Annotated in this window: 19 protein-coding genes; 5 read left to right on the top strand and 14 right to left on the bottom strand. The window is 55.4% G+C overall.

What is annotated here, in order from left to right:
* Genes yidD through rpmH form a run of 3 tightly spaced genes read right to left on the bottom strand, consistent with a single transcriptional unit; the run spans position 1 to position 728 of the window.
* The gene (yidD, locus tag LZP73_RS18065) at positions 1-255 is read right to left on the bottom strand and encodes a membrane protein insertion efficiency factor YidD (protein WP_169565524.1); all 255 of its coding nucleotides are present in this window, start codon (positions 253-255) and stop codon (positions 1-3) included.
* A complete protein-coding gene (gene rnpA, locus LZP73_RS18060) occupies positions 222-578 on the bottom strand; it encodes a ribonuclease P protein component (RefSeq protein ID WP_234236336.1) in 357 nt (118 codons plus the stop codon). Before rnpA ends, yidD begins: the two co-directional genes overlap by 34 nt.
* Before the next feature lie 12 nt (positions 579-590).
* Complete coding sequence (rpmH, locus tag LZP73_RS18055) at positions 591-728, bottom strand: 50S ribosomal protein L34 (protein ID WP_006083827.1); 138 nt, start codon at positions 726-728, stop codon at positions 591-593.
* A 446-nt stretch (positions 729-1,174) separates the two neighbouring features.
* On the opposite strand from rpmH, the gene dnaA reads away from it, so the two are divergent.
* The 4 genes from dnaA (at position 1,175) to gyrB (ending at position 7,275) form a co-directional block, all read left to right on the top strand.
* Positions 1,175-2,560, top strand: a complete 1,386-nt coding sequence (gene dnaA, locus LZP73_RS18050; protein ID WP_234236335.1) for a chromosomal replication initiator protein DnaA — start codon at positions 1,175-1,177, stop codon at positions 2,558-2,560.
* Between the two features lie 32 nt (positions 2,561-2,592).
* The gene (dnaN, locus tag LZP73_RS18045; protein ID WP_234236334.1) at positions 2,593-3,693 is read left to right on the top strand and encodes a DNA polymerase III subunit beta; all 1,101 of its coding nucleotides are present in this window, start codon (positions 2,593-2,595) and stop codon (positions 3,691-3,693) included.
* A gap of 65 nt (positions 3,694-3,758) precedes the next feature.
* Positions 3,759-4,841, top strand: a complete 1,083-nt coding sequence (gene recF, locus LZP73_RS18040; protein ID WP_234236333.1) for a DNA replication/repair protein RecF — start codon at positions 3,759-3,761, stop codon at positions 4,839-4,841.
* Positions 4,842-4,857: 16 nt separating this feature from the next.
* On the top strand, positions 4,858-7,275 hold the full coding sequence (gene gyrB / locus LZP73_RS18035) for a DNA topoisomerase (ATP-hydrolyzing) subunit B (RefSeq protein ID WP_234236332.1): 2,418 nt from the start codon (positions 4,858-4,860) through the stop codon (positions 7,273-7,275).
* Between the two features lie 113 nt (positions 7,276-7,388).
* On the opposite strand, the gene LZP73_RS18030 is transcribed toward gyrB, so the two are convergent.
* The 7 genes from LZP73_RS18030 to glyQ all read right to left on the bottom strand — a co-directional run bounded on the left by LZP73_RS18030 (position 7,389) and on the right by glyQ (position 17,752).
* Positions 7,389-8,573 carry an EAL domain-containing response regulator gene (locus tag LZP73_RS18030; RefSeq protein ID WP_234236331.1) on the bottom strand — a complete coding sequence of 395 codons (1,185 nt, stop codon included), beginning with the start codon at positions 8,571-8,573 and terminating at the stop codon, positions 7,389-7,391.
* Positions 8,554-12,006 (bottom strand): ATP-binding protein, encoded by a 3,453-nt coding sequence (locus LZP73_RS18025; RefSeq protein WP_234236330.1) that lies wholly within the window; start codon positions 12,004-12,006, stop codon positions 8,554-8,556. Before LZP73_RS18025 ends, LZP73_RS18030 begins: the two co-directional genes overlap by 20 nt.
* Positions 12,007-12,234: 228 nt before the next feature.
* On the bottom strand, positions 12,235-13,014 hold the full coding sequence (gene pxpA / locus LZP73_RS18020) for a 5-oxoprolinase subunit PxpA (RefSeq protein ID WP_234236329.1): 780 nt from the start codon (positions 13,012-13,014) through the stop codon (positions 12,235-12,237).
* Positions 13,004-13,933, bottom strand: a complete 930-nt coding sequence (locus LZP73_RS18015) for a biotin-dependent carboxyltransferase family protein (RefSeq protein WP_234236328.1) — start codon at positions 13,931-13,933, stop codon at positions 13,004-13,006. Before LZP73_RS18015 ends, pxpA begins: the two co-directional genes overlap by 11 nt.
* A gap of 1 nt (position 13,934) precedes the next feature.
* The gene (gene pxpB / locus LZP73_RS18010; RefSeq protein WP_234236327.1) at positions 13,935-14,600 is read right to left on the bottom strand and encodes a 5-oxoprolinase subunit PxpB; all 666 of its coding nucleotides are present in this window, start codon (positions 14,598-14,600) and stop codon (positions 13,935-13,937) included.
* A gap of 163 nt (positions 14,601-14,763) precedes the next feature.
* Positions 14,764-16,833: a glycine--tRNA ligase subunit beta gene (gene glyS, locus LZP73_RS18005; RefSeq protein WP_234236326.1), complete on the bottom strand. Its 2,070-nt coding sequence runs from the start codon at positions 16,831-16,833 to the stop codon at positions 14,764-14,766.
* 13 nt (positions 16,834-16,846) lie between these two features.
* The gene (gene glyQ, locus LZP73_RS18000) at positions 16,847-17,752 is read right to left on the bottom strand and encodes a glycine--tRNA ligase subunit alpha (RefSeq protein WP_234236325.1); all 906 of its coding nucleotides are present in this window, start codon (positions 17,750-17,752) and stop codon (positions 16,847-16,849) included.
* 112 nt (positions 17,753-17,864) lie between these two features.
* On the opposite strand from glyQ, the gene LZP73_RS17995 reads away from it, so the two are divergent.
* Positions 17,865-18,461, top strand: coding sequence for a DNA-3-methyladenine glycosylase I (locus LZP73_RS17995; RefSeq protein ID WP_234236324.1), 597 nt, complete (start codon positions 17,865-17,867; stop codon positions 18,459-18,461).
* A gap of 90 nt (positions 18,462-18,551) precedes the next feature.
* Here LZP73_RS17995 and LZP73_RS17990 read toward each other — a convergent pair whose 3' ends face one another.
* From LZP73_RS17990 to fadA, 4 genes are all read right to left on the bottom strand, one after another.
* Positions 18,552-21,728 (bottom strand): amidohydrolase family protein, encoded by a 3,177-nt coding sequence (locus LZP73_RS17990; RefSeq protein ID WP_234236323.1) that lies wholly within the window; start codon positions 21,726-21,728, stop codon positions 18,552-18,554.
* Positions 21,729-21,914: 186 nt separating this feature from the next.
* Positions 21,915-22,160, bottom strand: a complete 246-nt coding sequence (tusA, locus tag LZP73_RS17985) for a sulfurtransferase TusA (protein ID WP_169565509.1) — start codon at positions 22,158-22,160, stop codon at positions 21,915-21,917.
* Between the two features lie 122 nt (positions 22,161-22,282).
* Positions 22,283-23,443: a winged helix-turn-helix domain-containing protein gene (locus tag LZP73_RS17980; protein WP_234236322.1), complete on the bottom strand. Its 1,161-nt coding sequence runs from the start codon at positions 23,441-23,443 to the stop codon at positions 22,283-22,285.
* Positions 23,444-23,626: 183 nt separating this feature from the next.
* Positions 23,627-24,790, bottom strand: a complete 1,164-nt coding sequence (fadA, locus tag LZP73_RS17975; RefSeq protein ID WP_234236321.1) for an acetyl-CoA C-acyltransferase FadA — start codon at positions 24,788-24,790, stop codon at positions 23,627-23,629.
* Between the last annotated feature and the right edge of the window lie 14 nt (positions 24,791-24,804).

Below are 24,804 nucleotides of genomic sequence, written 5' to 3'. Positions count from 1 at the left end.
CTATTTATTACACCTGTCGTTTTTAGGGGGGACGGGATCACTACCGCCGGGATGTAAAGGGTGACATTTTAATATGCGTTTCAATGCAAACCAACAACCTTTCGCCGTTCCATGCACTTTAATTGCATCTATGGCGTAATGGGAGCAGCTGGGATTGAAGCGGCAGCGGGGCCCCAACAAGGGACTGATGAAGATTTGATAGCCACGAATTAACGTGGTGGCTAGCCATTGTAGCGGCGACTGAGTTTGCGCCATAGCTTTTCTATCAGTTTTTTGAGTTCAGCATTTTCCATCTCCAATACGCCATTTCTGACCAGCACCACAATATCGAGCGCGGGTATATTGTGTTGATGTAAACGGAAACTGTCTCTGATGACACGCTTGATACGGTTGCGTTGATTGGCACGTTTTACGTAACGTTTGGCAACAGTAAGCCCCAGACGCGGATGATTTTCCGTGTTAGGTATGGCAAGCAGGGTAATTTCAGCAGAAGATGCTTTGACTGGATTGGAGAATACAGATTTAAATTGCGCGGGAGTTAACAAACGTAACTCCCGCGTAAAGGTATAGCTAGTCACCTAGTTATCTACTTAAGCAGATAAACGAGCGCGACCTTTCGCACGACGACGTGCAAGCACCTTACGGCCGCCTACAGTGGCCATACGAGCGCGGAAGCCGTGAGAACGCTTGCGCTTCAGGTTGCTAGGTTGAAAAGTACGTTTACTCATGATGGCAATCCGTCTTTGTGTTAGTGAACATTCCTTATCTCTGAAATTAGAGGTAAGGGCAAAAAAGAGGCCGAATTGTAATCACTTTAATGGATGCCGTCAACAACGAAAGCCGGTCAGTGATTCTTTTCTGCCTTTAGTCTTACCGAACCAGACTGCCATAGACACCAGAAGATGTGGATAACTCTGTGTATCGACACTACATCTAGTAGTTCAGCGGATCTTGATTGGGATCGTAAGACCGCCATTATAGATCAATCCGGATCGCTTAATAAAGCGGGATTTGCGCTTAATACAGGATAAAAGGATCTAAATGGATCCCTGTGGATCCGGGATATCCACATCAAATGATCTCGCTGGGGATAAATCTATTTTAAGGATAGCGATCATTGAGTTCTCGCTATAGAATACTCCTCCTTTGGAATGATCTTTTTGGGGATAATTAAGTGGCGGTTTCACTTTGGCAACAATGTATCGGACGACTGCAGGATGAGCTTTCGGCTCAGCAGTTCAGCATGTGGATCAGACCGTTACAAGCCGAAATGGATGGTGATACTCTGGTGCTGTATGCGCCAAACCGCTTCGTGCTCGATTGGGTAAGAGACAAATACATCAATATCATCAATCAGTTTTTTACTGAGCAGATGGGCAGCGATGCGCCCAAGCTGCGTTTCGATATTGGCAGCCGTCCCTCGGCCAGCCGACCTGCTCCGGCGCCTGCGGTCAGCCGCAACCCCAGTCCAACGACCTCCAAGGCCAGTGTCGGTACCTCCTTCAATACCGTTGCCGAGCCGATCAACAACCCCAATCATCGCAGCAATATCAATCCTACTTATCAGTTCGATAACTTCGTTGAAGGTAAATCGAACCAGCTGGGTAAGGCGGCGGCGCTGCAGGTGGCCGAAAATCCGGGTGGTGCCTATAACCCACTGTTTTTATATGGCGGAACGGGTCTGGGTAAGACTCACCTGTTGCATGCCGTGGGCAACGGCATCATCAAGAACAATCCCAATGCCAAAGTCGTGTACATGCACTCGGAGCGTTTCGTGCAGGACATGGTGAAGGCATTGCAGAACAATGCGATCGAAGAGTTCAAGCGTTATTACCGCAGCGTCGATGCCCTGTTTATCGATGATATTCAATTCTTCGCCAACAAAGACAGATCCCAGGAAGAGTTCTTCCATACCTTCAACGCCTTGCTCGAGGGCAATCATCAGATCATCCTGACCTCGGACAGGTACCCGAAAGAGATAGATGGGGTCGAAGACAGATTGAAGTCCCGCTTCGGCTGGGGCCTGACGGTGGCGATCGAGCCGCCGGAATTGGAAACCCGGGTAGCAATATTGATGCGCAAGGCCTTGGAGAGTGGCATCAGTTTGCCGGATGAGGTGGCCTTCTTCATCGCCAAACGCTTGCGCTCCAACGTGCGTGAGCTGGAGGGGGCATTGAATAGGGTGATAGCCAACGCTAACTTCACGGGGCGTCCCATCACCATAGATTTCGTCCGTGAAGCCTTGAGAGATCTGTTGGCGCTGCAGGAAAAGTTGGTCACCATAGACAACATTCAGAAAACCGTCGCCGAGTATTACAAGATCAAGATGGCCGATATGCTGTCCAAGCGCCGCTCACGCAGCGTCGCCAGACCCAGGCAGGTGGCTATGGCCCTGTCGAAGGAATTAACCAACCAGAGCCTGCCTGAGATAGGCGATGCCTTTGGTGGTCGTGACCATACCACAGTGCTGCATGCTTGCCGAAAAATTGCCCAGCTGCGTGAGGAAAGTCATGACATTAAAGAAGATTATGCTAATTTAATTAGAACCTTATCTTCTTAATACGTTTGGTATAGTCAGGGAACCAGCACACTATGAAATTTTCAATTGATAGGGACGCCCTATTAAAGCCGCTGCAGTTGGTCTGTGGTGCGGTGGAAAGACGCCATAATTTGCCCATTCTGGCAAACCTTCTCGTAGAAGTGAGTAATAACTCACTCAAGTTGACCGGCACAGACCTGGAGGTCGAGCTGGTCGGTCAGGCGACAGTGCATGGCGATGTGCAGGAAGGCCGTACCACTGTGCCGGCGAAGAAATTATTGGATATCGTCAAGTCACTGCCGGAACAGAGTGAACTCAAGGTGGAACAGCAGGACAACAAATGGTTGTTGCGCTCGGGCCGCAGCCGTTTCTCGCTGGCGACCCTGCCGGCGGAAGAGTATCCCAATGTCGAGGCTTTCCAGGCGGATATCGAATTCAGCCTCAAGCAAGGCACACTCAAGTCGATCATAGACTCGACCCAGTTTTCCATGGCTAACCAGGACGTACGTTATTATCTCAACGGTCTGTTGTTCGAGACCGAAGCCAATGTGCTCAGGGCGATAGCCACAGATGGCCACAGATTGGCCATGAGCCACAGGGTCATAGATGCCAACCTGCCAGAGAAGCAAGTGATAGTCCCGCGCAAGGGCGTGATGGAGATGGCGCGCCTGCTGGAAGCCGAAGATCAGGATATAGGCATAGCCATAGGTGAGAATGCCATTCGAGCCACCACGGCCAATGCCGTCTTCACCAGTAAGCTGGTGGATGGCCGCTTCCCAGATTATCGCCGGGTGTTGCCCAAGGGCGGCGACAAGATAGTGATCGCCAGCCGTCATCAGCTCAAGCAGGCATTGACCCGAGCTTCTATCCTGTCGAACGAAAAGTTTCGCGGCGTGCGGATTCAGCTGGAAAATAACCTGCTGAAGATCACCGCCAACAATCCGGAGCAGGAAGAGGCCGAAGAGATAATAGATGTGGAGTACGCCGCTGCTCCGCTGGAAATAGGTTTCAACGTCAGCTACTTGCTGGATGTGCTCAACAGCCTGCGTAGCGACGATGTGCGTATCACGCTGATCGACGGTAACTCCAGTGCCCTCATCGAAAACCACGTCGAAGAAGATTCCATGTACGTGGTGATGCCGATGCGGTTGTAATTCGGCTCTCGGGCTGGGGGTGATGCCTAGGCATCACCCCCAGCCTGTCCCCACATGAGTAATGCATGAGTCTGACCCGCCTCAATATCCAAGCTTTTCGCAATATCACTTCGGCCCAATTGCTTACCGGCACTGGGCTGAATTTGATCTATGGCCAGAATGGCAGTGGCAAGACCAGCATACTGGAGGCCATCTATTTTCTCGGCATGGGGCGCTCGTTTCGCAGTCACCTGTCGCAGCGGGTGATCAACAACGAGGATGACAAGCTGACCCTGTTCGCCACCCTGACGCTGCCCAGGGGCGAGAGCAAGATAGGCCTGCGGCGTTTTCGCAGCGGGGAAACCGAAGTGAAAATCGACGGCGACAAGGTCAAACGCCTGTCGACTCTGGCGGAAACCTTGCCGATACAGGTGATCACCCCGGAGAGTTTTTCCCTGTTGTTCGAAGGCCCCAAATCCCGCCGGCAGTTTATCGACTGGGGTGCCTTTCATGCCGATCCCGAGTTCTACGGTGCCTGGGTCAATGTGCGGCGTATACTTAAACAACGTAATCAGTTACTTAGGGATGGTGCTGCCTACGCTAACATTCAATATTGGGATCGGGAATTTGTCCGTTATGCCGAGCGGGTAACGGAAATACGAAACCTATATGTAGACTCGTTAAATGAGCTACTTAAGGGTATAATCGAGGAGTTTTTACCGCAGGTGGATGTGAAGGTTTCTTTCACCCGCGGCTGGGACAGCAAAACCGATTTCGCACTCTTGCTCGAAAATCAATATCCCAGAGATCTGGCAACGGGTCATACCGTCAGCGGTCCCCATAAAGCTGACTTGCGACTCAGGGTCGGCAATTTGCCGGTGCAGGATGCACTGTCCCGTGGCCAGTTGAAATTATTAGTCTGTGCACTGCGTATTGCACAGGGAAAGTTGCTAAAACAACAAATAGATAAGCACAGTATTTATCTGGTGGATGATCTTCCATCCGAGTTGGATGCACAGCATAGGCAACTATTGCTTAAGCAATTAGCCGATACAGGTGCACAAGTGTTTGTGACTGCCATCGAGCCAGCTGCAATAGTCGATTCGTTAGACAAGCCGCCCAGCAGGATTTTTCAGGTGGCGCAGGGTTGTGTGACGGTAATTGAATAACCATTGAGAGAATAATATGTCAGAGAATAGTTACGATTCTTCGAGTATCAAGGTACTGAAGGGCCTTGATGCGGTACGTAAGAGACCTGGGATGTATATTGGCGACACCGACGATGGTACGGGTCTGCATCATATGGTATTCGAAGTAGTCGATAACTCCATCGATGAAGCCCTGGCGGGTCACTGCAGCGATATCACCATCACCATCCATGTGGACGGCTCAGTCTCGGTAAAAGATGACGGCCGGGGTATTCCTGTCGAAATCCACGAGGAAGAAGGGGTTTCCGCCGCAGAAGTCATCATGACGGTACTGCACGCTGGTGGCAAGTTCGACGACAATTCTTATAAGGTCTCAGGTGGTCTGCACGGTGTGGGCGTGTCTGTGGTCAACGCCCTGTCGCAGAAACTGCAAATGACCATTCGTCGTGCCGGTAAGGTATACGAGCAGTTTTATACCATGGGTGTGCCTGACTCTCCGATCAAAGAGATTGGCGATGCGGTCAAGACGGGCACGGAAATTCGCTTCTGGCCCAGTGGGGAAACCTTCTCAGATCTCGAATTCCATTTCGACATTCTGGCCAAGCGGGTCCGTGAACTGTCTTTCCTCAACTCGGGCGTAGGCATTCGCCTGGTCGACGAGCGCGACAACAGGGACGAATTCTTCAAATACGAAGGCGGCATCAGTGCCTTCGTCGATTACCTGAACCGCAACAAGACGCCTGTGAATAAAGACGTGTTCCATTTCATGCAGGAACGTGACGACGGCATCACAGTCGAAGTCGCCATGCAGTGGAACGACGGTTACCAGGAAAGCATCTTCTGTTTTACCAACAACATTCCTCAGCGTGACGGCGGGACTCACTTGGCGGGCTTCCGCAGTGCCTTGACCCGTAACCTGAACACTTACATGGAACGTGAAGGCTTTAACAAGAAAGGCAAGACCAGCGCCACAGGTGATGATGCCCGCGAAGGTTTGACCGCCGTTATCTCGGTCAAGGTGCCGGATCCCAAATTCAGTTCCCAGACCAAGGATAAGCTGGTCTCCAGCGAGGTGAAAACAGCGGTCGAACAGACCATGGGTGAACAGCTGAACGACTATCTGCTGGAAAACCCGGCCGATGCCAAGCTGATCGTAGGTAAGATAGTCGATGCGGCCCGTGCCCGTGAAGCGGCCCGTAAGGCCCGTGAGATGACACGTCGTAAAGGCGCCTTGGACTTGGGTGGACTGCCGGGTAAGCTGGCGGATTGCCAGGAGAAAGATCCGGGTCTCTCTGAAATCTACATAGTGGAAGGGGACTCTGCTGGCGGCAGCGCCAAGCAGGGACGTAACCGTAAGAACCAGGCGATTCTGCCGCTCAAGGGCAAGATCCTCAACGTGGAGAAGGCCCGTTTCGACAAGATGCTGTCTTCCCAGGAAGTCGCCACCCTGATCACCGCCCTTGGCTGTGGCATAGGCCGTGACGAATACAACCCGGACAAGACACGTTACCACAACATCATCATAATGACGGATGCCGACGTCGACGGCTCGCACATTCGTACCTTGCTGTTGACCTTCTTCTTCCGTCAGATGCCCGAGCTTATCGAGCGCGGCTATGTGTATATCGCCCAGCCGCCGCTGTTCAAGGTGAAGAAGGGCAAGCAGGAACAGTATCTGAAAGATGAGCCGGCACTGACCCAGTACCTGACGACTCAGGCATTGGAGGGCACCAGCATTTACCCAACCCAGGGTGCCCCCGGCATGTCCGGCGAGCCGCTGGAGCGTCTGGTGACCCAGTACCGCGAAGTGGAAGCCATCATTTCCCGTCTGGAGCAAAGATACCCGACCCACATCACCAACCGCATGTTGTATCACCCTATGGTGGACAACGAGATGTTGGCCGATGAAGCCAAGATGAAAGCCTGGTGTGATGCCTTCATTGCCGATCTGGTCGAACTGGAAAACAGCGGTGTGCTCTATACCGCCGAGCCTATATTGGATCCCGAGCGCAAGGTGTACCTGCCTAAGGTGACTATCCGTAAACACGGCATAGATACCCACTATCTGTTCAGCTATGACTTCTTCCAGTCGAGCGATTACCTGCGCCTGGCCAAGCTGGGAGCGGCACTGGATGGCATGATAGAAGAGGGCGGTTATGTGCAGCGCGGTGAGCGCGTCAAAGAAGTCGGCAGCTTTCTGGAAGCGCTGGACTGGACCATCTCCGAAGCCAAGCGCGGCCTCTACATCCAGCGTTATAAAGGGCTGGGCGAGATGAACCCCGAGCAGCTGTGGGAAACCACCATGGATCCCGAGCAACGCCGCATGTTGCAGGTCACAATCGACGACGCCGTGGGTGCCGATCAGTTGTTTACCTGTTTGATGGGCGATCAGGTCGAGCCGCGTCGTGACTTCATCGAAGCCAACGCCCTGAACGTGGCCAACCTGGACGTCTAGTCGGGTCTGATTTGCCAAGAGATGAAAATGGGCGCCCAGCGGGCGCCCATTTTTTATGCCGGTCCGCCAGTCAGGGCAAAGAGCCAGGGCAAAGCAGGCCGCAAGACTTGAGCCTATTTGCCGAGCCTGCGAGTCCAGAGGGTATGCCAGTCGAGCAGTTCTTCGGCCCGCATGGGTTTGGCAATGTAGAAGCCCTGTACCGTATCGCAGCTGGAGGCGAGCAAGAAATTCCAGTCATCGCTGTCTTCTATGCCCTCGGCCACCGTCTTCATGCCCAGCTTGCGGGCCATTTCCAGGCTGCCTTCGAATATGGCCCTGAGGGAGTTGTCTCGGCAGGCACCATGCACGAAGCCCTTGTCTATCTTGAGTTCATTGAAGGGCAGGTCGTGCAGTTGTACCAGCGAAGAGTGGCCGGTACCGAAATCATCTATCGAGAGGTTGATCCGCTTGAGCCTGAGGCGCGTCAGTATGTCCAGGGTGACCCTTTGGTTGCTCATCAGTTTGCTTTCCGTGACTTCGAGCACCAGTGCCGTCAGTGGAAACCTGGCCTTGTTTGCCGCCGCGACGACGCGATCGGGAAAGGTGACATGGCTGAGGTTGGCCATGGAGACATTGACAGCGACACTGATTTTCAGGCCGGCATCACGCCACTGGCGGGCATGGTGTAAGGCCTGATTGAGCACTACCTGGGTCAGGGCATCTATCAAGCCATACTGTTCCGCCAAGGGGATGAATTGATCCGGGTAGATTAAGCCATCTTCCGGGTGGTGCCAGCGCACCAAGGTTTCGACGCCCATCAGTTTTCCGCTAGTCAGATCCAACTTGGGCTGATAGAAGTTTTCCAGCTCTCCACAGACTATGGCTTGCCGCAATCTGTCGGCCCGATAGCCGTCGTGGCCGGCCAGTACCGAAGGCGTCAGCCGGCATAGGTCCTGCTGAAATACCTGGCGCAGCTGCTGAGGTGAAACCGGCTTGTTGAGGGCGCCGACCACGGCCAGGCCATGGGCCTTGGCCAATAATTCGGCCGTCTGCAGTATGCGCTTGTCCTCTCCAGTCACCAGCACCAGACGACTGACTGAGCCTATTTCTGCCAGGTTGCGTACCAGCTCTATGCCATCCATTTCCGGCATTTGTAAATCACAGAAGATCATATCGAAACAGTGACTGTTGTTCTGCATCAATACCAGGGCATCGGCGGCGCGCTCGGTCTGGGTGACCGCCTTGAATCCAAGCCGGTTCAGTTGCTGTCGCAGTAGCTTGATGGCAAAGGGATCATCGTCAATGATGAGTATATCCATGAACTGTCATCTCCTTCTGGCGATTCAACCTGGGCAAGAGTTCAGCTTCCAGTTTCAGCTGATTTTCCTCCAGCTGCCTCAGTGCCGTGACAACCTCTTGGGTGCTTCCCCGCTTGGCAGCCTGCTCCAGTTGCTCGCAGTTGTCGGCCATGATGAGGGCCCCGACGGCACGCGACGATGACTTGAGCCTGTGGGCGGTAAAGGCTAACTCCTGCATCCCGGCTGGGGGTTTGGCACTGAGCCGGGCCATGTGTTGTTGCAGGGCGTCGTAATAATCCTGGAGAAACCCCTGAACTATGTCGTCGTCATCGCCGACCAGCTTCTGCAGCACAGCGACATCCAGCACAGCCTCCCTGGGCTGGGATTGCGGCTCCGGCTCCAGGGTGACGGCCGCCAGAGTGACGGTCTGGGGTAGCCATTTCTCGAGGGCGGTGCGTAGCCTGGCGAGTGGCAGAGGCTTGGTCAGATAACTGTCCATTCCGGCGGCCATGGCGCGACTCGCTTCGCCGCGCAATGCATTGGCCGTCAGTGCCAGTATGGGTATGTGTTGACCATGGGGTTCTTCCTGGCGTATCGCCCTGGCCAGGGCATAGCCATCCATTTCCGGCATATGCAGATCTGTGATCACCAGAGAGAACTGCTGCTGACGCCAGAGTTCCAGGGCTTGCAGGCCATTGGCCGCGACCTTGCCGGCATAGCCGAGCAGGGCGAATTGTTGCAGTATCACCTTGCGATTTATTTCATCGTCTTCCGCCACCAGGATCAGCCGCCCCTGCGCCTGTGCCGCAGCCTTGCTGGGAACTTCTGCCGGCACTCTGACCTTGGGTTTGTGGGGCTGGACAGTTGCCCGTCCGGCGGCCTTGGCGACCGCATTGAGCAGGCTCCTGCGTCTCAAGGCCTGCCCCTTGGGTGCGGCGATTTCCCCCTGACCGTTGCCGTCTCCCGTCTCTGTTGCCGCGCCGATAAACAGGTAGTGCACCTCGGCTTGGGTGCAGGCCGGCTCGACAGGGAGCGGCGGCAGGTATTCCTGTCCATGAATGATGACGACAGTGCCGCGCAACAGGGTCACGGCGCTGGTGGCCCTGTCCATGTCGGCGAACAGCCGCACCTTGGCACCTGCATGTTCCAGATAGGCGCATAGATCTTTGCTCTCATAGTCGAGACTGTTGAGCAGTATGCAGGTCAGTTCAGTGATATTGGGCAGCGGCTCGCGGGGCTGCTCGGCCGCCAGGTTAAATGGCAAGCCGACCCTAAAGCTGGAGCCCTGTCCCAGAGTGCTGTCGACGTCTATCTTGCCATGCAGCAAGTGGACCAGGCGTTTGCATATGGCCAGTCCCAGCCCTGTGCCGCCGAAACTGCGGGTGGTGGCGGCATCTGCCTGAGAGAAGGGGGTGAAGAGCTTATTCAGCGTTTGTTGCCGCATGCCTATGCCATTGTCTGTGACTGTGAAATTCAGCTGCAATTGAGGTGGAGCACTGACTTCGACCCGCACCCAGACCTGGCTGTCCCTGTCCGGCATGTTGGCGCAAAACTTGATGGCATTCCCGAGCAGGTTATACAGGATCTGCCTCAGACGTACGTCGTCGACGAGAATTCTGGAGGGTATCTGCGGCGAGATGAACAAGTTGAGTCTGACATTCTTGGCGGCGGCGACGGTTGCCAGAGAATCACACAGGCTCTCGACCAAGTCTTCCACCGCGGTCGGCATGAGGGCTATTTCCAGTTGGCCGGCTTCTATCTTGGAGAAATCGAGAATGTCATCTATGAGTGTCAACAGCGTCTTGGCTGACTGTTCTATCGTCTGCGCCAGATCGCTCTGCTGAGGCAACAAGGGGCTGTGGGCCAATATCTCCGCCATGCTGATCACGCCGTTCATCGGGGTGCGGATCTCATGACTCATGGTGGCCAGAAAAGCCGATTTTGCCGCATTGGCGGCATCCGCCTCCTGTCTGGCACGCTCCAATGCCAGCATGATCTGATTATGCTCGGTAATGTCCCAATTGACCCCGACGATACGCTCGGCTCGCGCCGCCTCATCGTATATCACAGTACCCACGGCCCGAATGAAGCGCACTGCACCGTCGGGCCAGATGATGCGATACTCGCTGATGCAGTAGCCGGTGCCTGTGACTGCCTCGGCCAACATGCTCTGCGCCTCGGCCAAGTCGTGGGGATGTACGGCCGCGAGCCAGGCCTTGTGGGCATCCGGATATTGCTCCCGTGTCAGTCGATATATGCTGTACATCTGCTCATCCCAGGTGAGTGCATCCTGGACCAGGTCATAATCCCAGAGGCCGATGGCGCCGGCCCGCGTGGCTTGGGTCAAACGCTCTGCGGTGCGGACTAACTGGAGTTCTCTGGCTTTCCTCTGACTGATATTTTTGACTATGGCGGTAAAACCCGGGGCAGAGGCATCTCCCGTCTCTGCCATGGCCAGTTGCAAAGGAAACACCGAGCCATCCTTATGCCTGGCTTCGACTTCACAATCCAGCTTGGCCTGCGTTTGTCCGGCCGGGGGCAATCCCGCCGGCAACAGCAATGTTAGGTTATTGCCTGTGAGCTCTGCGGCAGCATAGCCAAAAATCTGCTCGGCGGCGCTATTGCAGGCGGTGATTATGCCCAGCTCATCCAGGGTGACTATCCCATCCGGTGCCGAGGCTATTATGGACTCTTGCCTCAGCTTCCCTGTGTGAGCCTGCTTGAACCTGTGTTGCATATCCAGGAGCAGACCACAGCAGATGAGTAAATAGCTGACAGCTATCAAGAGTTGCGCCGCCCCCAGGCCGGCGGTCATTCCCTGTGGATGCAGGAGCATGATGAGTTGGGATATCAGGTTGGCCAGTATCGACAGGGACAGCCAGAATACGACTCTGTGATCCGGTTTTTGGGTGAGGTAAAGGTAGCCCAACAGACTCAGCCCCAGCAGCACCAGTATGCTCAATTCCCCGGGCTGCATCAGCATGGCTGCGAACCCTGAGTCTGAGATACCCACGTCGGCATTGAATAACAGCCAAGTGAGGCCGGCCATCATGGGGTAACTCAACCACAGGAGTCCGTGTATGGGCTTGAGACTGCGCGACTCATAGTGGCAGACGAGCCAGCTGAGCAATAGCATGACGCCAAAGTGCAGGCGGCTGGCCTGCCAGTGGCCTGCGGCCTGTGATAGCCGCAGCTCAGGTTTGAGATTGAATTCATCCAGGCTTACCAGCAGTTGGTGGGCGTCCAGTAAGGCGGTACCCAGGAGGCCCAATCCCAGGAGCAGCAGAAAGCCTCGCTTGTCGTAATAGTAGAAATGGATCAGCGCCAGTATGCCTGCGCCGCAGGCCAGCAGAATGAGCACCAGTTGCAGGTAGGTATGCAACAAGGGACGGCCGAGCCACTCCGACAGGCTGAGTCGCCACAGCAGCAGCACTGTGAGTCCTGTGGTACTCACTATTGCAGCGCTTTTTAACCAAGCCAATGGGCGATTGCGATACAAAATATGACTACTCCCTTAATCAAACAGCCCTGGAGACTCAGCCCAGGGACATAGGGGCGACAACCTGTCGCCGGGACCCAGGACTATCTCAGGCTTCAAGGTATGAATACGGCCGGCCTGAATGCTGTCGCACATACTGTCAAAGTGTAGCAAAGATATGTGCCGGCCAATGCCTGCGGCGGTCTATTTAACCCGGGGTTTTACGCCGCTTTTGGGCATGGGCCCGATGGCAATTCCCTGGTCTGCCAACAGCAGTACCAGCGCCTGCACCAACGCCAGCGCTTGGGGATTATCGCCGTGGACGCAGAGGCTATCGGCATGCAGGTGGATCTCCCGACCGTCGAGACAGGTGACCTTGCCTTGTTTGACCAGCCTAAGGGCCTGGTGCAGCGCCTTCGACTCTTCAATTATCAGGGCACCCGGCATGGCTCTGGGCACCAAAGTGCCATCTGGCAGATAGGCCCGGTCGACAAAGGCCTCATGAATCGCCCTCAGACCCGCTGCCGCTGCCATCCTGGGGAGTTCGGTCCCCGCCAATCCCATGACAGCCAAACCTGGGTCGACCGCCTGGATGGCGGCAACTATCAGCCGCGCGAGGTGAGTATCCTGAGTCGCCTGATTATATAGGGCACCGTGGGGTTTCACGTGAAACATGGGCGCCCCTTCGGCGCGGCATACCCGCTGCAGCGCAGTTATTTGTGCCACCAGGGTATCGAAGAGCTGGTCATCCTCGAGGCGCATCTTATGCCTGCCGAAATGTTTCCTGTCGGGAAAGCTGGGGTGGGCCCCTATGCTGACGCCATGCTTCAATGCCAGGCGCACCGCCAGATGCATGCTCCGCTCATCTCCGGCATGGCCGCCACAGGCGATGCTGGCCGAACTGACATAGGCCAATATGGCCTCGTCCTGACCACAGCCTTCCCCCAGGTCGGCATTGAGATCTATCCGGGTTTTAGTTTGCATCTATGCCTCTGGTGAGTCGGTGGAAACAGCTCTGCCAGCGGGCCGTGGCGGCCTGCGCCTCCTGCTGAGTCACTCGATGAAAATAGACTGCTTGCCCAGGGCGGGCCTGCGCCAGTTTCCAGAGATCGGCTTCGATCACCACGGCGATTTTAGGGTAACCCCCTGTGGTCTGGGCATCGGCCAACAGGACTATCGGCTGGCCGGATGGCGGCACCTGGATCACCCCTGGCATCACGGCATGGGATAGCATCTCCAGTGGTTGTTCGAGTCGCAACGCATTTCCCTCCAGCCTGACGCCCATGCGATTGCTCCGGGGGGAGACTCGCCAGGCCTGGGTCCAGAAGGCTTGCCTGGACTCTGGGGTAAAGAATAGGGTTTCCTGGGTCGTCAACACGCGGACATGGGGCGACCAGGAGGGGAGTTTCGCGCCGAGTCGGGTCGTGATACCTGCGCCGGTTTCCCCCAGGGGCAGATTGTCGCCGGCACTCAAGGCCCGCCCCAAATGGCCGCCCATGACGGCATTAAGATCTGTGGCCGCCGAGCCCATGACCAGGGGCACACAAATGCCGCCATCGACGGCCAAATAGCCACGCATCCCCCTGTGACAGCCTCTCAAGTTGAGTCGCTGTCCGGCGTTTATCTTGCTGCGCCAGCCACACCAAGCGGCTTGGCCATCGATAGTGGCAGCGAAATCGGCCCCTGTGAGTGAAATCCAGCTGTCACGCTGAAAGCCCAGGCTCACAGGTCCTGTGCTGAACTCCAGTACGGGCGCATTGTCCGGATTGGCCAGCAGTCGATTGGCCAGCAGCAGCGCTTGCCTGTCCAGGGCGCCGCATAGCGGCACCCCGAGATGACGGTAGCCGACCCGGCCAAGATCTTGCACAGTGGTGAGCAAGCCGGCTTCTATGACGCTGAGCATCTTATGTTCCGTCCTCGACAGGGCTGAAAGTCACGCAGTCACCCGGCATCAAGAGGCTGGGTGGGTCTGAGGTCGGATCGAACAGGGGGATTTGGGTGTGGCCGAGGAGCTGCCAGCCGCCGGGGGCGGCACTGGGGTAGATGCCCGTCATTTGCCCGCCTATGCCGACGGAGCCGGCCGGCACCATCAGCCTGGGATTGGCGTGTCTCGGGGTATGGAGTCGGGAGGGCAGTCCGCCAAGGTAGGCGAAACCGGGCAAGAAACCGAGGAAATAGACCCTATATTCGGCGCCGCTATGCAGGGCTATGAGCTGGGCCCGGGTCAGAGCATGGTATTTGGCGACCGAGTCCAGGTCCGGTCCCGAGTTGCCCCCATAGATGACCGGAATGACTATGCGTTTCCTGTCGGGTTCCCGGTATTTCGCCTGTTGCCAGAGTCGTTGCAGGCGTGATTCCCAATCGGATAGATCAAAATCCCGAGCCAGAAACAGGGTGAGGTTATTCATTCCCGGCACTATGTCGTCGAAGTCGCCGCTGTGGCGGCATTCGGTGGCGAGCCACCAGAGCTTGCCTTGGAGGGCTAAGCTTTGTTGCTGCGTGTCCATGCTGGGGAAGCTCAGTACTATCGCCCGCTCTCCCAGCCTGCTTATCTGTGGCACTAGTGTCATGGCTGTCGGTATCGCTGAAACCAGGTTCTTCTTTGAAGCTAGGAAAGCAGCAGTGCAAAGTCAAACCAGGACCCTGGATACAGTTGATAGGGAGATGATATATCTGGTTGAATTAAAACAAAAAACGCGCCGAAAGGCGCGTTTTTTATCCTAGGGCAAGAGCCTATTGCAGCACAGAGATATCCGCCACATGCAGGAATTGTTCACGCAGGCTGTTAAGCAATGCCAAGCGGTTGTTTTTCAAGTCCTGATCGTCGGCCATCACCATGACATCTTCGAAGAAGAGATCCACACTCTCACGCAGGCCAGACAAGAGGGTCAAGGCTTGCTGATAGTCGGCATTGGCAAACAGAGGTGCCAGTTGCGGCGCCAGTTCATCCAGTTTGGCCGCCAGTGCCTGTTCGGCGCTTTCGGTCAACAGGCCTGGTTGGATGGTGTCAGGCAAGGCGCCTTCCACCTTGGCCAGGATGTTGGAGACCCGCTTGTTGGCCGCGGCCAGGGCTATGGCGGCATCCAGGCTGCGGAAATGCGCTACCGCATTGATGCGGCTGTCGAAGTCGGCAGGTCGGGTCGGGCGGCGGGCCAATACCGCCAGTATGACGTCGACGCTGATGCCCTTGTCCTGATACCAGGCACGGAAACGCGCCATCAGGAATTCGAGCACTTCGTCGGCGGCATTGGCATTGCTCAGGTTACTGCCATGCAGCTCCTGGGCTTTGGCAATCAAATCGACCAGATCCAGCGGCAACTTGTTTTCGACTATGATGCGCAAGATGCCGATGGCGGCACGGCGCAGGGCGAAAGGATCGGCTGCGCCCTTGGGGGCTTGACCTATGCCGAAGATGCCGACCAGGGTATCGAGCTTTTCCGCCAGGGCGACGGTGCAGGATACGCCTGCCGTAGGCACAGTATCACCGGAGAACTTGGGCTTGTACTGTTCTTCCTGAGCCAGGGCCACGGCTTCGCTTTCCCCATCCAGGCGGGCGTAGTGCATGCCCATGGTGCCCTGGGTATCGGTAAATTCCATCACCATATTGGTCATGAGATCGGTTTTCGACAGCAGGCCGGCACGGGCCGCATCGACGGCATCGGCGCCTATGCTGGTGGCGATAAAGCCGGCGAGGGCGGAGATGCGCTCGACCCTGGCCTTCAAGGTGCCTAATTGTTTTTGGAATACCACGGTATCCAGGCTGGGCAGGCGTGACTCCAGGCTATGCTTCTTGTCTGTATTGAAGAAGAACTCGGCATCGGCCAGACGCGGGCGGACGACTTTCTCGTTACCCGAGATGATCTGCGCCGGATCTTTGGATTCTATATTGGTGACGAAGATGAAGTTTGGCAGCAACTTATTGGCGGCATCGAATACCGGGAAGTATTTCTGATCGCCTTTCATGGTGTACACCAGCGCCTCGGAAGGCACGGCGAGGAACTTATCTTCGAAGCTGGCGGTCAGCACTATCGGCCATTCGACCAATGAGGTCACTTCTTCCAGCAGGCTATCTTGGATATCTGCACTGCCACCCAACTGCGCCGCGGCTTTCTCAGCATCGGCCTTGATGATGGCCTTACGGGCATGATAGTCGGCCAAAACCTTGCCTTTTTCCTGCAGGCTGGTGAGGTAGTTGTCCGCATGATCCAGCTCGAAGCTCGCCTGGCCCATGAAGCGATGGCCACGAATGGTGCGTGCCGATGTGATGCCCAACAATTCGCCTGGCACCAGCTCCCTGCCCAGCAGCATGGTGACTGTGTGTACCGGACGGATAAACTGCGTCTTGTTGCTACCCCAACGCATAGGCTTAGGGATAGGCAGTTTGTCCAGTGCCCGCTGCGCCATGCCGGCGATTAGGCTCTTGGTGTCGACACCCTGGATCTTGGCGTTGTACACCAACCATTCGCCCTTATCCGTGACCAAACGCTCGGCTTGCTCGACACTTATGCCGTTGCCCCGAGCCCAGCCCTGGGCGGCCTTGGTGGGATGACCGTTGGCATCGAAGGCCGACGCTATGGCTGGGCCGCGCTTCTCGACGACTTTGTCGGCCTGGGCCTGAGCCAGCTGTAAGACATTGATGGCCAAACGACGCGGTGAGGCGAACCAGAGTGCAGAACCGAAGGGTAAGTCTGCCTTGTTCAGTTCTTCAATGAAGTTGGCCAGGAAAGATTCGGCCAGCTTGCGCAATGACTTAGGTGGCAGCTCTTCGGTGCCAATCTCTATGAGTAAGTTTTCAAAATTCATGTGTTTACCTCTACTACTTACACATAGGGAAGCCGAGGGCTTCACGTGCCTGATAATAAGATTCAGCGACCGCTTTGGCCATGGTGCGAACCCGCAAGATATAACGCTGACGTTCGGTGACCGAAATAGCGTGGCGGGCATCGAGCAGGTTGAAGGCGTGCGAGGCCTTCATCACTTGCTCGTAAGCGGGCAGGGGCAGAGGTTGTTCAAGCGAGAGTAAATGCTGACACATTTTTTCGCACTGATCGAAAAGGGTGAACATGAAGTCGACATCTGCGTGTTCGAAGTTATAGGTAGATTGCTCGACTTCATTCTGGTGGAACACATCACCATAGGTGATGCGCCCCATGGGGCCGTCAGTCCACACCAAGTCATAGACGCTATCGACGCCTTGAATGTACATGGCCAGACGTTCCAGACCATAGGTGATTTCACCCGTGACCGGGCTACATTCTATGCCGCCCACTTGCTGGAAGTAGGTAAACTGGGTCACTTCCATGCCGTTTAACCAGACTTCCCAGCCCAGACCCCAGGCACCCAAGGTGGGAGATTCCCAGTTATCTTCCACGAAGCGAATGTCGTGAACTTGAGTGTCGACCCCCAGGGCTTCGAGTGAGCCCAAATAGAGCTCCTGAATATTGTCAGGTGAGGGCTTTAATACAACCTGAAACTGGTAGTAGTGTTGCAGACGGTTAGGGTTTTCACCGTAACGACCATCTGTTGGACGGCGACATGGCTGAACATAGGCGCTGCTCATTGGCTCTGGGCCTAATGAACGCAGGAAGGTTTGCGGGTGGAAAGTCCCGGCTCCTACTTCCATGTCCAGAGGTTGAACGATGGCGCAACCTTGCTGCGCCCAGTATTCCTGCAGGGTCAGGATAAAACCCTGGAATGTTTTTACGTCGTGTTTCGTCGTCATGTCTACTGCTGTCAGGCCTTAATAGAAAATGGTTTTGATTATACCTTGTAGATCTGAGCTTATGTAGGTTATTTTTTAACGGATTTACTAATCATAAGAGGGGGAGTGTTTGATGGATGTGATCCGTTGTGGCTGGGTGAGTGATGACCCTTTGTATCAGGAATACCATGATAAAGTGTGGGGCAGGCCCGTCTATGACGCCAAGGAACTCTTCGCCAAGCTCTGTCTCGACGGCCAGCAGGCGGGCCTCTCCTGGCTGACCATACTGAAAAAGCAGACAAGCTATGCCGCCGCCTTCGCCAATTTCGAACCCGAGCTGATTGCCCAATTCGATGACGCCAAGGTCGAAGCTTTGCTGCAGGATCCCGGCATAGTGCGCAACAGATTGAAGGTCAACTCCATCATACGCAATGCCAAGGGGTATCTGGCATATACGGCAGAGGGCAAGGATTTTGCCGAGTTCCTGTGGAGCTTTGTCGGCGGCGAACCGCGTGTGAATCATTTCACGTCTCTTTCTCAGGTTCCGGCGCAGACGCCTGAGTCCGAGGCCATGTCCAAGGCATTGAAGAAGCTGGGCTTCAACTTCGTAGGCCCAACCATATGCTACGCCTTCATGCAGGCCGTCGGCATGGTGAATGATCATCTGGTCGATTGCTGCTGTTATGAAAGCTGCAATGCGTCAGGGGAGATGAGTTTAATTACCGGCTAGAGGTGAATCTCTGAGTGAAAAGGGAGTGTTCCACGTGGAACACTCCCTTTTTTTGGTGCAGCTAAGCGGCTGGCCGAGTTGCAAACGACCTCATATCTTCTCGAAGAAGAAAGGCTTACGCCGGCGTTTGTCGCCATTGAGTTGGTTCATTGTCTCGGCGTCGAATAGCTTGCCATTGACCATGGTATGAGTGACCCTGTCTGTGACTCGTATATCCGCCAAGGGATCACCGTCTATGACTATCAGGTCGGCCAGCTTGCCAGTCTTGATCGACCCCAACTGATGATCCATACCGAAGGTTTTGGCCGGATTTAGGGTTGCCGTCTTAAGCACTTCCATATTGCTCATGCCGCCTTGGGCAAACATCCACATCTCCCAATGCGCCGCCAATCCCTCGCGCTGGCCATGGGCACCCATATTTGGGTGTACTCCCAGGTTATTCAGCTCATTGGCGACTCGCGCCACATTGAAATGGTTATACTGCCCATCCGGTGCCTTGGGGCGACGCATGGCTCTGGCCTTCAGAATATCCGCTGGCACATATTTCGACAGCCTTGGATGCGCCCAGACATCCGTCTTGTCGTACCAATAGTTTTCGCCGGAAATGCCACCATAGGCGACCACTAAGGTTGGGGTATAACCTACCCGGGTTTGGCTCCAAAACTGTTTGATGTCATTGTAGATGGCCGCCACCGGCAAGGAGTGTTCCACCGTGGTGTGGCCATCGGCGACCATGCTCAGGTTATGCTGCAGCAGACTGCCGCCCTCGGGCACTACCATCATTTCCAGTTCACGGGCGGCGGCTATTATCTCCTGTCGCTGGTTGCGGCGGGGTTGATTGTAGCTCTTGACGCTGAAGGCGCCGACTTTCTTGAGTCGCTCCAGGTGGAATTTGGCATCCTCGAGCGAATCTATGTGCGCCGTATAGCCGGGGGCGTTGGCGCCATAGAGTATGGTGCCTGTGGAGAAAATCCGTGGCCCTACCAGCTCGCCGGCCTTCTGTTGTTCCGAGGCGGCGAAGATTTCCGTGGTGTCGTTGGAAGGGTCGTGAATTGTGGTGACCCCCAAGGCGAGCCCGGCATAGAGCTTCCAGTTTTGTTGCGGAATGATCTCATTTTCGGCCTGGGAGCCATGGGCATGGGCATCGAACAGGCCTGGCATCAGGGTTTTGCCCTTTATGTTTATCACTTGTGCCCCCGCGGGGATGGCTATGCCGGCGTCGCCAACGGCGATTATGTGGTTGCCTTCGACCAATACCACGCCATTCTCTATCACTCGATCATCTTCCATTGTGATGACCTTGCCGCCAACGAAGGCCACGGTTCCACGTGGAACATCGGCTTTCTCTGTGAAGCCTATGTTGGTTATCACAGGGTCGACTTTCTGCTGTGCTGCTTGATAATGGCTATCCACAGCCGCCTGGTACAGTTCCGGGCCCAGGGTCCAATAGAGCTGGTCGCTCTTGCTATTCCAGCTTAAGCTTTCGCCGGCGCGGATGCTGAGTTGGCTGACGGGCAGGTTGCCGGCCTTGGGGCCTATCTCTATGGTCTCGGCGTGTTTGGCGAACGGTGTCACCCATACCTTGAAGCGTTCGGCAAAGGCCAGTTGTTTACCGTCCGGGGATACCCTGAACTCTGTGGCCTGCTTGCTGGTGTAATGCACTCGCTTGTCGAAACCATCCAGGTTGACAGAGGCCAGCTGCGGGATTTCGTCGCTCTCCATGAAGAACACGCGTTCAGAATCGGCACCGAACTGGGGCTGATAACCCGAGTGACTTATCTTGGTATGCCGTTTGCTCTTGATATCCACCTTGTAGAGGCCGGGTTCCTGGGACCAAGTCTTGGGCAGCAGCTCGCCACCCTGGATCTTATGGTAGACCACAACTTTGCCATCGGGGGAGAAGGTAGGTTCGACGTATTTTCCCGGCTCAGAGGTCAAGTCTGAGGTGCCGCCACCGTGGGCGGCTATGATTTTAACGCTGCCTTGGCGTTGATCGTTCCAGGTGGTAAATACAATATGTTTGCCATTCCGTGACCATTGCGGATAGAGCTCCTCTATGTCGTCGGCCAAGCGGGTGAGTCTGGTTTGCTTGCCATTATGCAGGGAGCGTATCCATAGTTTGCCGAGGGCTTCGAATACCACTTTGTTGCCATCCGGTGATACCTGCGCCATGCGCAGCATCTTCACATCGAATACGTCTTTGTCTATGTCTTGCTTGAAATGCAATGCGGGTTGCACATCCAGTGCGGTTTTGACTTCGAAGGGGATCTGACTGACATGCTTGTCTTCTATGCTGAGCCGGTTAATTTTTCCTTTGGCCCAGAATACTATCTCCTTGTTGTCGGCAGTCCAGGCCATGTGTGGATAGACCCCATGTATGGCCCAGGTCTCCTGCATGTCTCTGTCTAAATGGTCGTAGAGCTTAGTGGTTTCACCCGATTCGAGGTCGAAAAGGTAGAGACAAGACTGGAAACCGTCGCGCTTGATATAGGCCAGCTTAGTGCCATCCGGACTCGGGGTCGGCCTGATGGCACCGCCTGTGCCTTCTATCAGTACCTCTATTTCACCGGTTTGAGTGTCATAGCGCTTGATCTTATAGATGCCTTTCACCGAATCCTTGGAATAGTGGAAGGTCTTGCCCGGGGTTGCATCCTGGCTGAAGTAGATGTAACGCCCATCCGGAGAGTAGGCGGGTTCCCCCAGATCTTTTTCTTCGTTGGGCCGCTCTGTGAGTTTAACCCCTTCTCCACCCGCGACATGATAGAGCCAGACTTCGCCGGCACCCAGGCTGCGGCTGGCGGTGAAGTGTTTGCGGGCCACCAGATACTGGGAGTCTGGGCTCCAGGCCGGACTATTCAACAGGCGGAAAGTTTCCTTGGTCACCGCTCTGGGATGACTGCCATCGGCATTCATTACCCAGATGTTGTCGCCGCCGTCTTGATCCGAGGTGAAGGCTATGTATTTGCCATCCGGACTGTACACGGGCTGCATTTGCCAGGCGATCCCCTGGGCCAGGGGTTTGGCCTCACCACCGGAAATCGGCATCTGGTAGATATCACCCAGCAGGTCGAACACCAGCTGCTTGCCATCCGGACTGACACTCAGGTTCATCCAGGTGCCTTCGTGCACATCTATCTGCACTTTCTCTAATGGGGCATTGCTTGGGGCATTCACGTCCCAAGTGTTTTCATCTTTTTCATCGGCAAAGGCCGAGCCTAGGCTCAGCACCATGGCGGCATAGAGGGGCGCAAGTCTGATTTTATGCATGTGAGTTCCGTCATTTTTATTGTCGTCAGCGGTCGGCGTTTACAGAGGCCGTCAGCTTTTATCTCATAAAAATGTTAACGAAAACACTTATATTCTGTATCAAATGGTTATCCGGCGAACGGGGGGAAATAGAGACCTGGGTGAGGCCAAGACGGCGTCCGGATGTAGAACTGCCAGGCCGTCGGTTTAGAGGCCTTTCTTGATCAGGTATTGATAAGGGGTCACATCTGTCTTGCTGGCGATCAGGGTATGGTCCATAAACTGACAAAAACTGGGAATGTCACGGGTCGTCGCAGGATCATCGGCGATGATCAGCAAGGTTTCACCTTCGTCCATGTGGCGCACCGTCTTGCGTACCATCATCACAGGCTCGGGACAGCGTAAGCCTAAGGCATCGAGTCTATGTTGGGCGTTGGTGAAGTGATCTTTCATGGGGCCTCGCTAAGCTGAAATACGGGCCAATATTACTCCTGTCGTTCCTTGATGCCAAGTTCGCGGGCGCTTATTGCCGCTCTATGAGGCAGTTTTCTCCCTTGTTCCACGTGGAACAAACCTCAATGGCTGCCGGAAAAGCATTTGATTAATCGCTTATGCTTACAGCTCAGCAGTTGCCAGCTATCACAGTTGTTGAAGCCGGCATAGCCTCCTATGGCCCGTTGCAGCGCCCCGATGAAAGCCTCATCCGGAATGAAGTCTTCATTCAGGCTGAGACGCGGCAATTGCAACAGCCGCTGCTGCCTGTCGGCCTTCACGTCCAGGCGGCCGACAAATTGGTCGCGCCAGAGTATGGGCAGGGCGTAATAGCCGTATCTGCGCTTCTCTGCGGGCAGATAGAATTCGACCTGGAAGTCGAAGCCGAAACACTGCGCCAGCCTTTGCCTCTGGATCAGCAGGTTATCGAATGGGTTGAGCAGGCTGACATTGTCTGGGATCTGCTGCTGCAGCGACAGGCGCAGATCCACATAGTAGCTCTGTTGTCCCAATGAGAATTCGCGGATGGCGCCAGCCTCACACATATGTTGCAGTTCGGTCTTGACCGCCGCTCTGATGCCTTTGCGTTGATAGCAGATCTGCGCCAGGCTGCCGAAACCGTTGGCCTGGAGAAAACCTTCTATCAGATGGCGGGCGAACTCGGCACTGGTGGGGGTACGGGTGTCGGTTGTGGATGGCAGCACCCGCTCTGCGAGATCGAATACTTTCTGGAACTTGTCGCGTCTGACGACCATCAACTGGCCTTGCATGAAGAGTTGCTCCAATGCCTTCTTCGCCGGTTTCCAGTCCCACCAACCCGAGGTCTGGGCGCCCTTATGGTTGAAGTCGCTGGCCTTCAGCGGACCTTCGGCCGAGATACGGGCCATGACGTCACGCATCGCCTGGTGATCCGGCTCGAACCAATGCTTGTCACCCTGTTGCAGTTGCTGTTTGCGAAACAGGCTGAAGCGAAAGGCTTCCATAGGCAAGAAGGCGGCGGCGTGAGACCAATACTCAAACACTTGCTTGTCGGCCATCAGGTTCGCCAACATCTGGGGTTGATACTTGGGCATGCGGCTGAACATCACATGATGATGGGCCCGCTCGACCACGTTGATCGAGTCTATCTGCACATAGCCAAGGTGGCGCACTACGGCCAAGGGATCTGTCGCATCCTGGCATAAGAGCTGTTGCTGCAGGGCCAGTTGTTGGAGTTCGGCCGGGCTGTAAGGTGAATCTTTCATAGGGCGTTCATGCAAGTTGCAGAGTGAGTCTAAGTACTGAATTCGATGTTAGCGCGTCTTTGGACATAACAACATAGGCAAGGGGTAATAGGCAAGGGGGTACAGGGTTGGAAATAATGGTTTGAGGCATAAAAAACCGGGCCAGGCCCGGTTTTTTTATGAGTTGATATCGAACGTCAGGGATCAGACGCGCTCGAATACCGTCGCTATCCCTTGTCCCAAACCGATACACATGGTTGCCAGACCCAGAGTGGCGTCTTTGCTTTCCATCAGGTTGATAAGGGTAGTGGAAATACGGGCACCCGAACAACCCAGGGGATGACCCAGGGCGATCGCGCCGCCGTTGAGGTTAACCTTCTCATCCACTAGATCCATGAGTCCCAGATCTTTGACACAGGGCAGAGATTGGGCGGCAAAGGCCTCGTTCAACTCGATAACGTCCAGATCTGCCACTGTGATGCCGGCGCGGCTCAGGGCTTTCTGGGTCGCAGGCACTGGGCCGTAACCCATGATGGCGGGATCGCAACCGGCAACGCCCATGGAGCGGATGCGGGCACGGATCGGCAGACCCAGGGCGCGGGCCTTGGCTTCTTCCATCACCAGCATGGCGGAAGCGCCGTCAGACAGGGCCGATGAGGTCCCGGCTGTGACAGTGCCATTGGCCGGATCGAACACGGGTCTCAGGCCTGCCAAGGATTCCATCGAGGTCTCGGGGCGGATCACTTCGTCGTGAGCTATCTTGATCAGCGCGCCATTGGCATCGTGACCTTCCATCGCCCAGATTTCATTGGCGAAACGACCCTCGACCGTGGCTGCATGAGCGCGCTGGTGTGAGCGCACGGCAAAGGCATCTTGTTGTTCGCGGCTGATGCCATGCATCTTGCCCAGCATCTCGGCGGTTAAGCCCATCATGCCCGAGGCCTTGGCGACGCGGTTCGCCATGCCGGGGTGGAAGTCTACGCCGTGGTTCATGGGCACATGACCCATGTGCTCGACGCCACCTATGATGAAGGTGTCGCCCATGCCTGTCATGATGGCACGCGCCGCCTGGTGTATGGCTTCCATGGAAGAACCGCACAGGCGGTTAACTGTCACGGCACCGGCAGATTTCGGAATGCCGGCCAGCAGGGAGGCGTTACGGGCTATGTTGAAGCCTTGCTCCAGGGTTTGCTGTACACAACCCCAGATAACATCTTCTATGGTGTCTGGGTTCAGCTGTGGATTGCGCAGCAGCAGGGCTTTCATCAATTCGGCAGACAGTGTCTCTGCGCGTACATTTCTGAATACTCCGGCCTTGGAACGGCCCATGGGAGTACGGATACAGTCTACGATAACGGCTTGTTTCATGATTAATTCCTTTC

Source organism: Shewanella sp. AS16, from assembly GCF_021412365.1.
Classification (GTDB): Bacteria; Pseudomonadota; Gammaproteobacteria; order Enterobacterales; family Shewanellaceae; genus Shewanella; species Shewanella salipaludis.
This window is presented reverse-complemented; position numbering and strand designations above follow the sequence as displayed.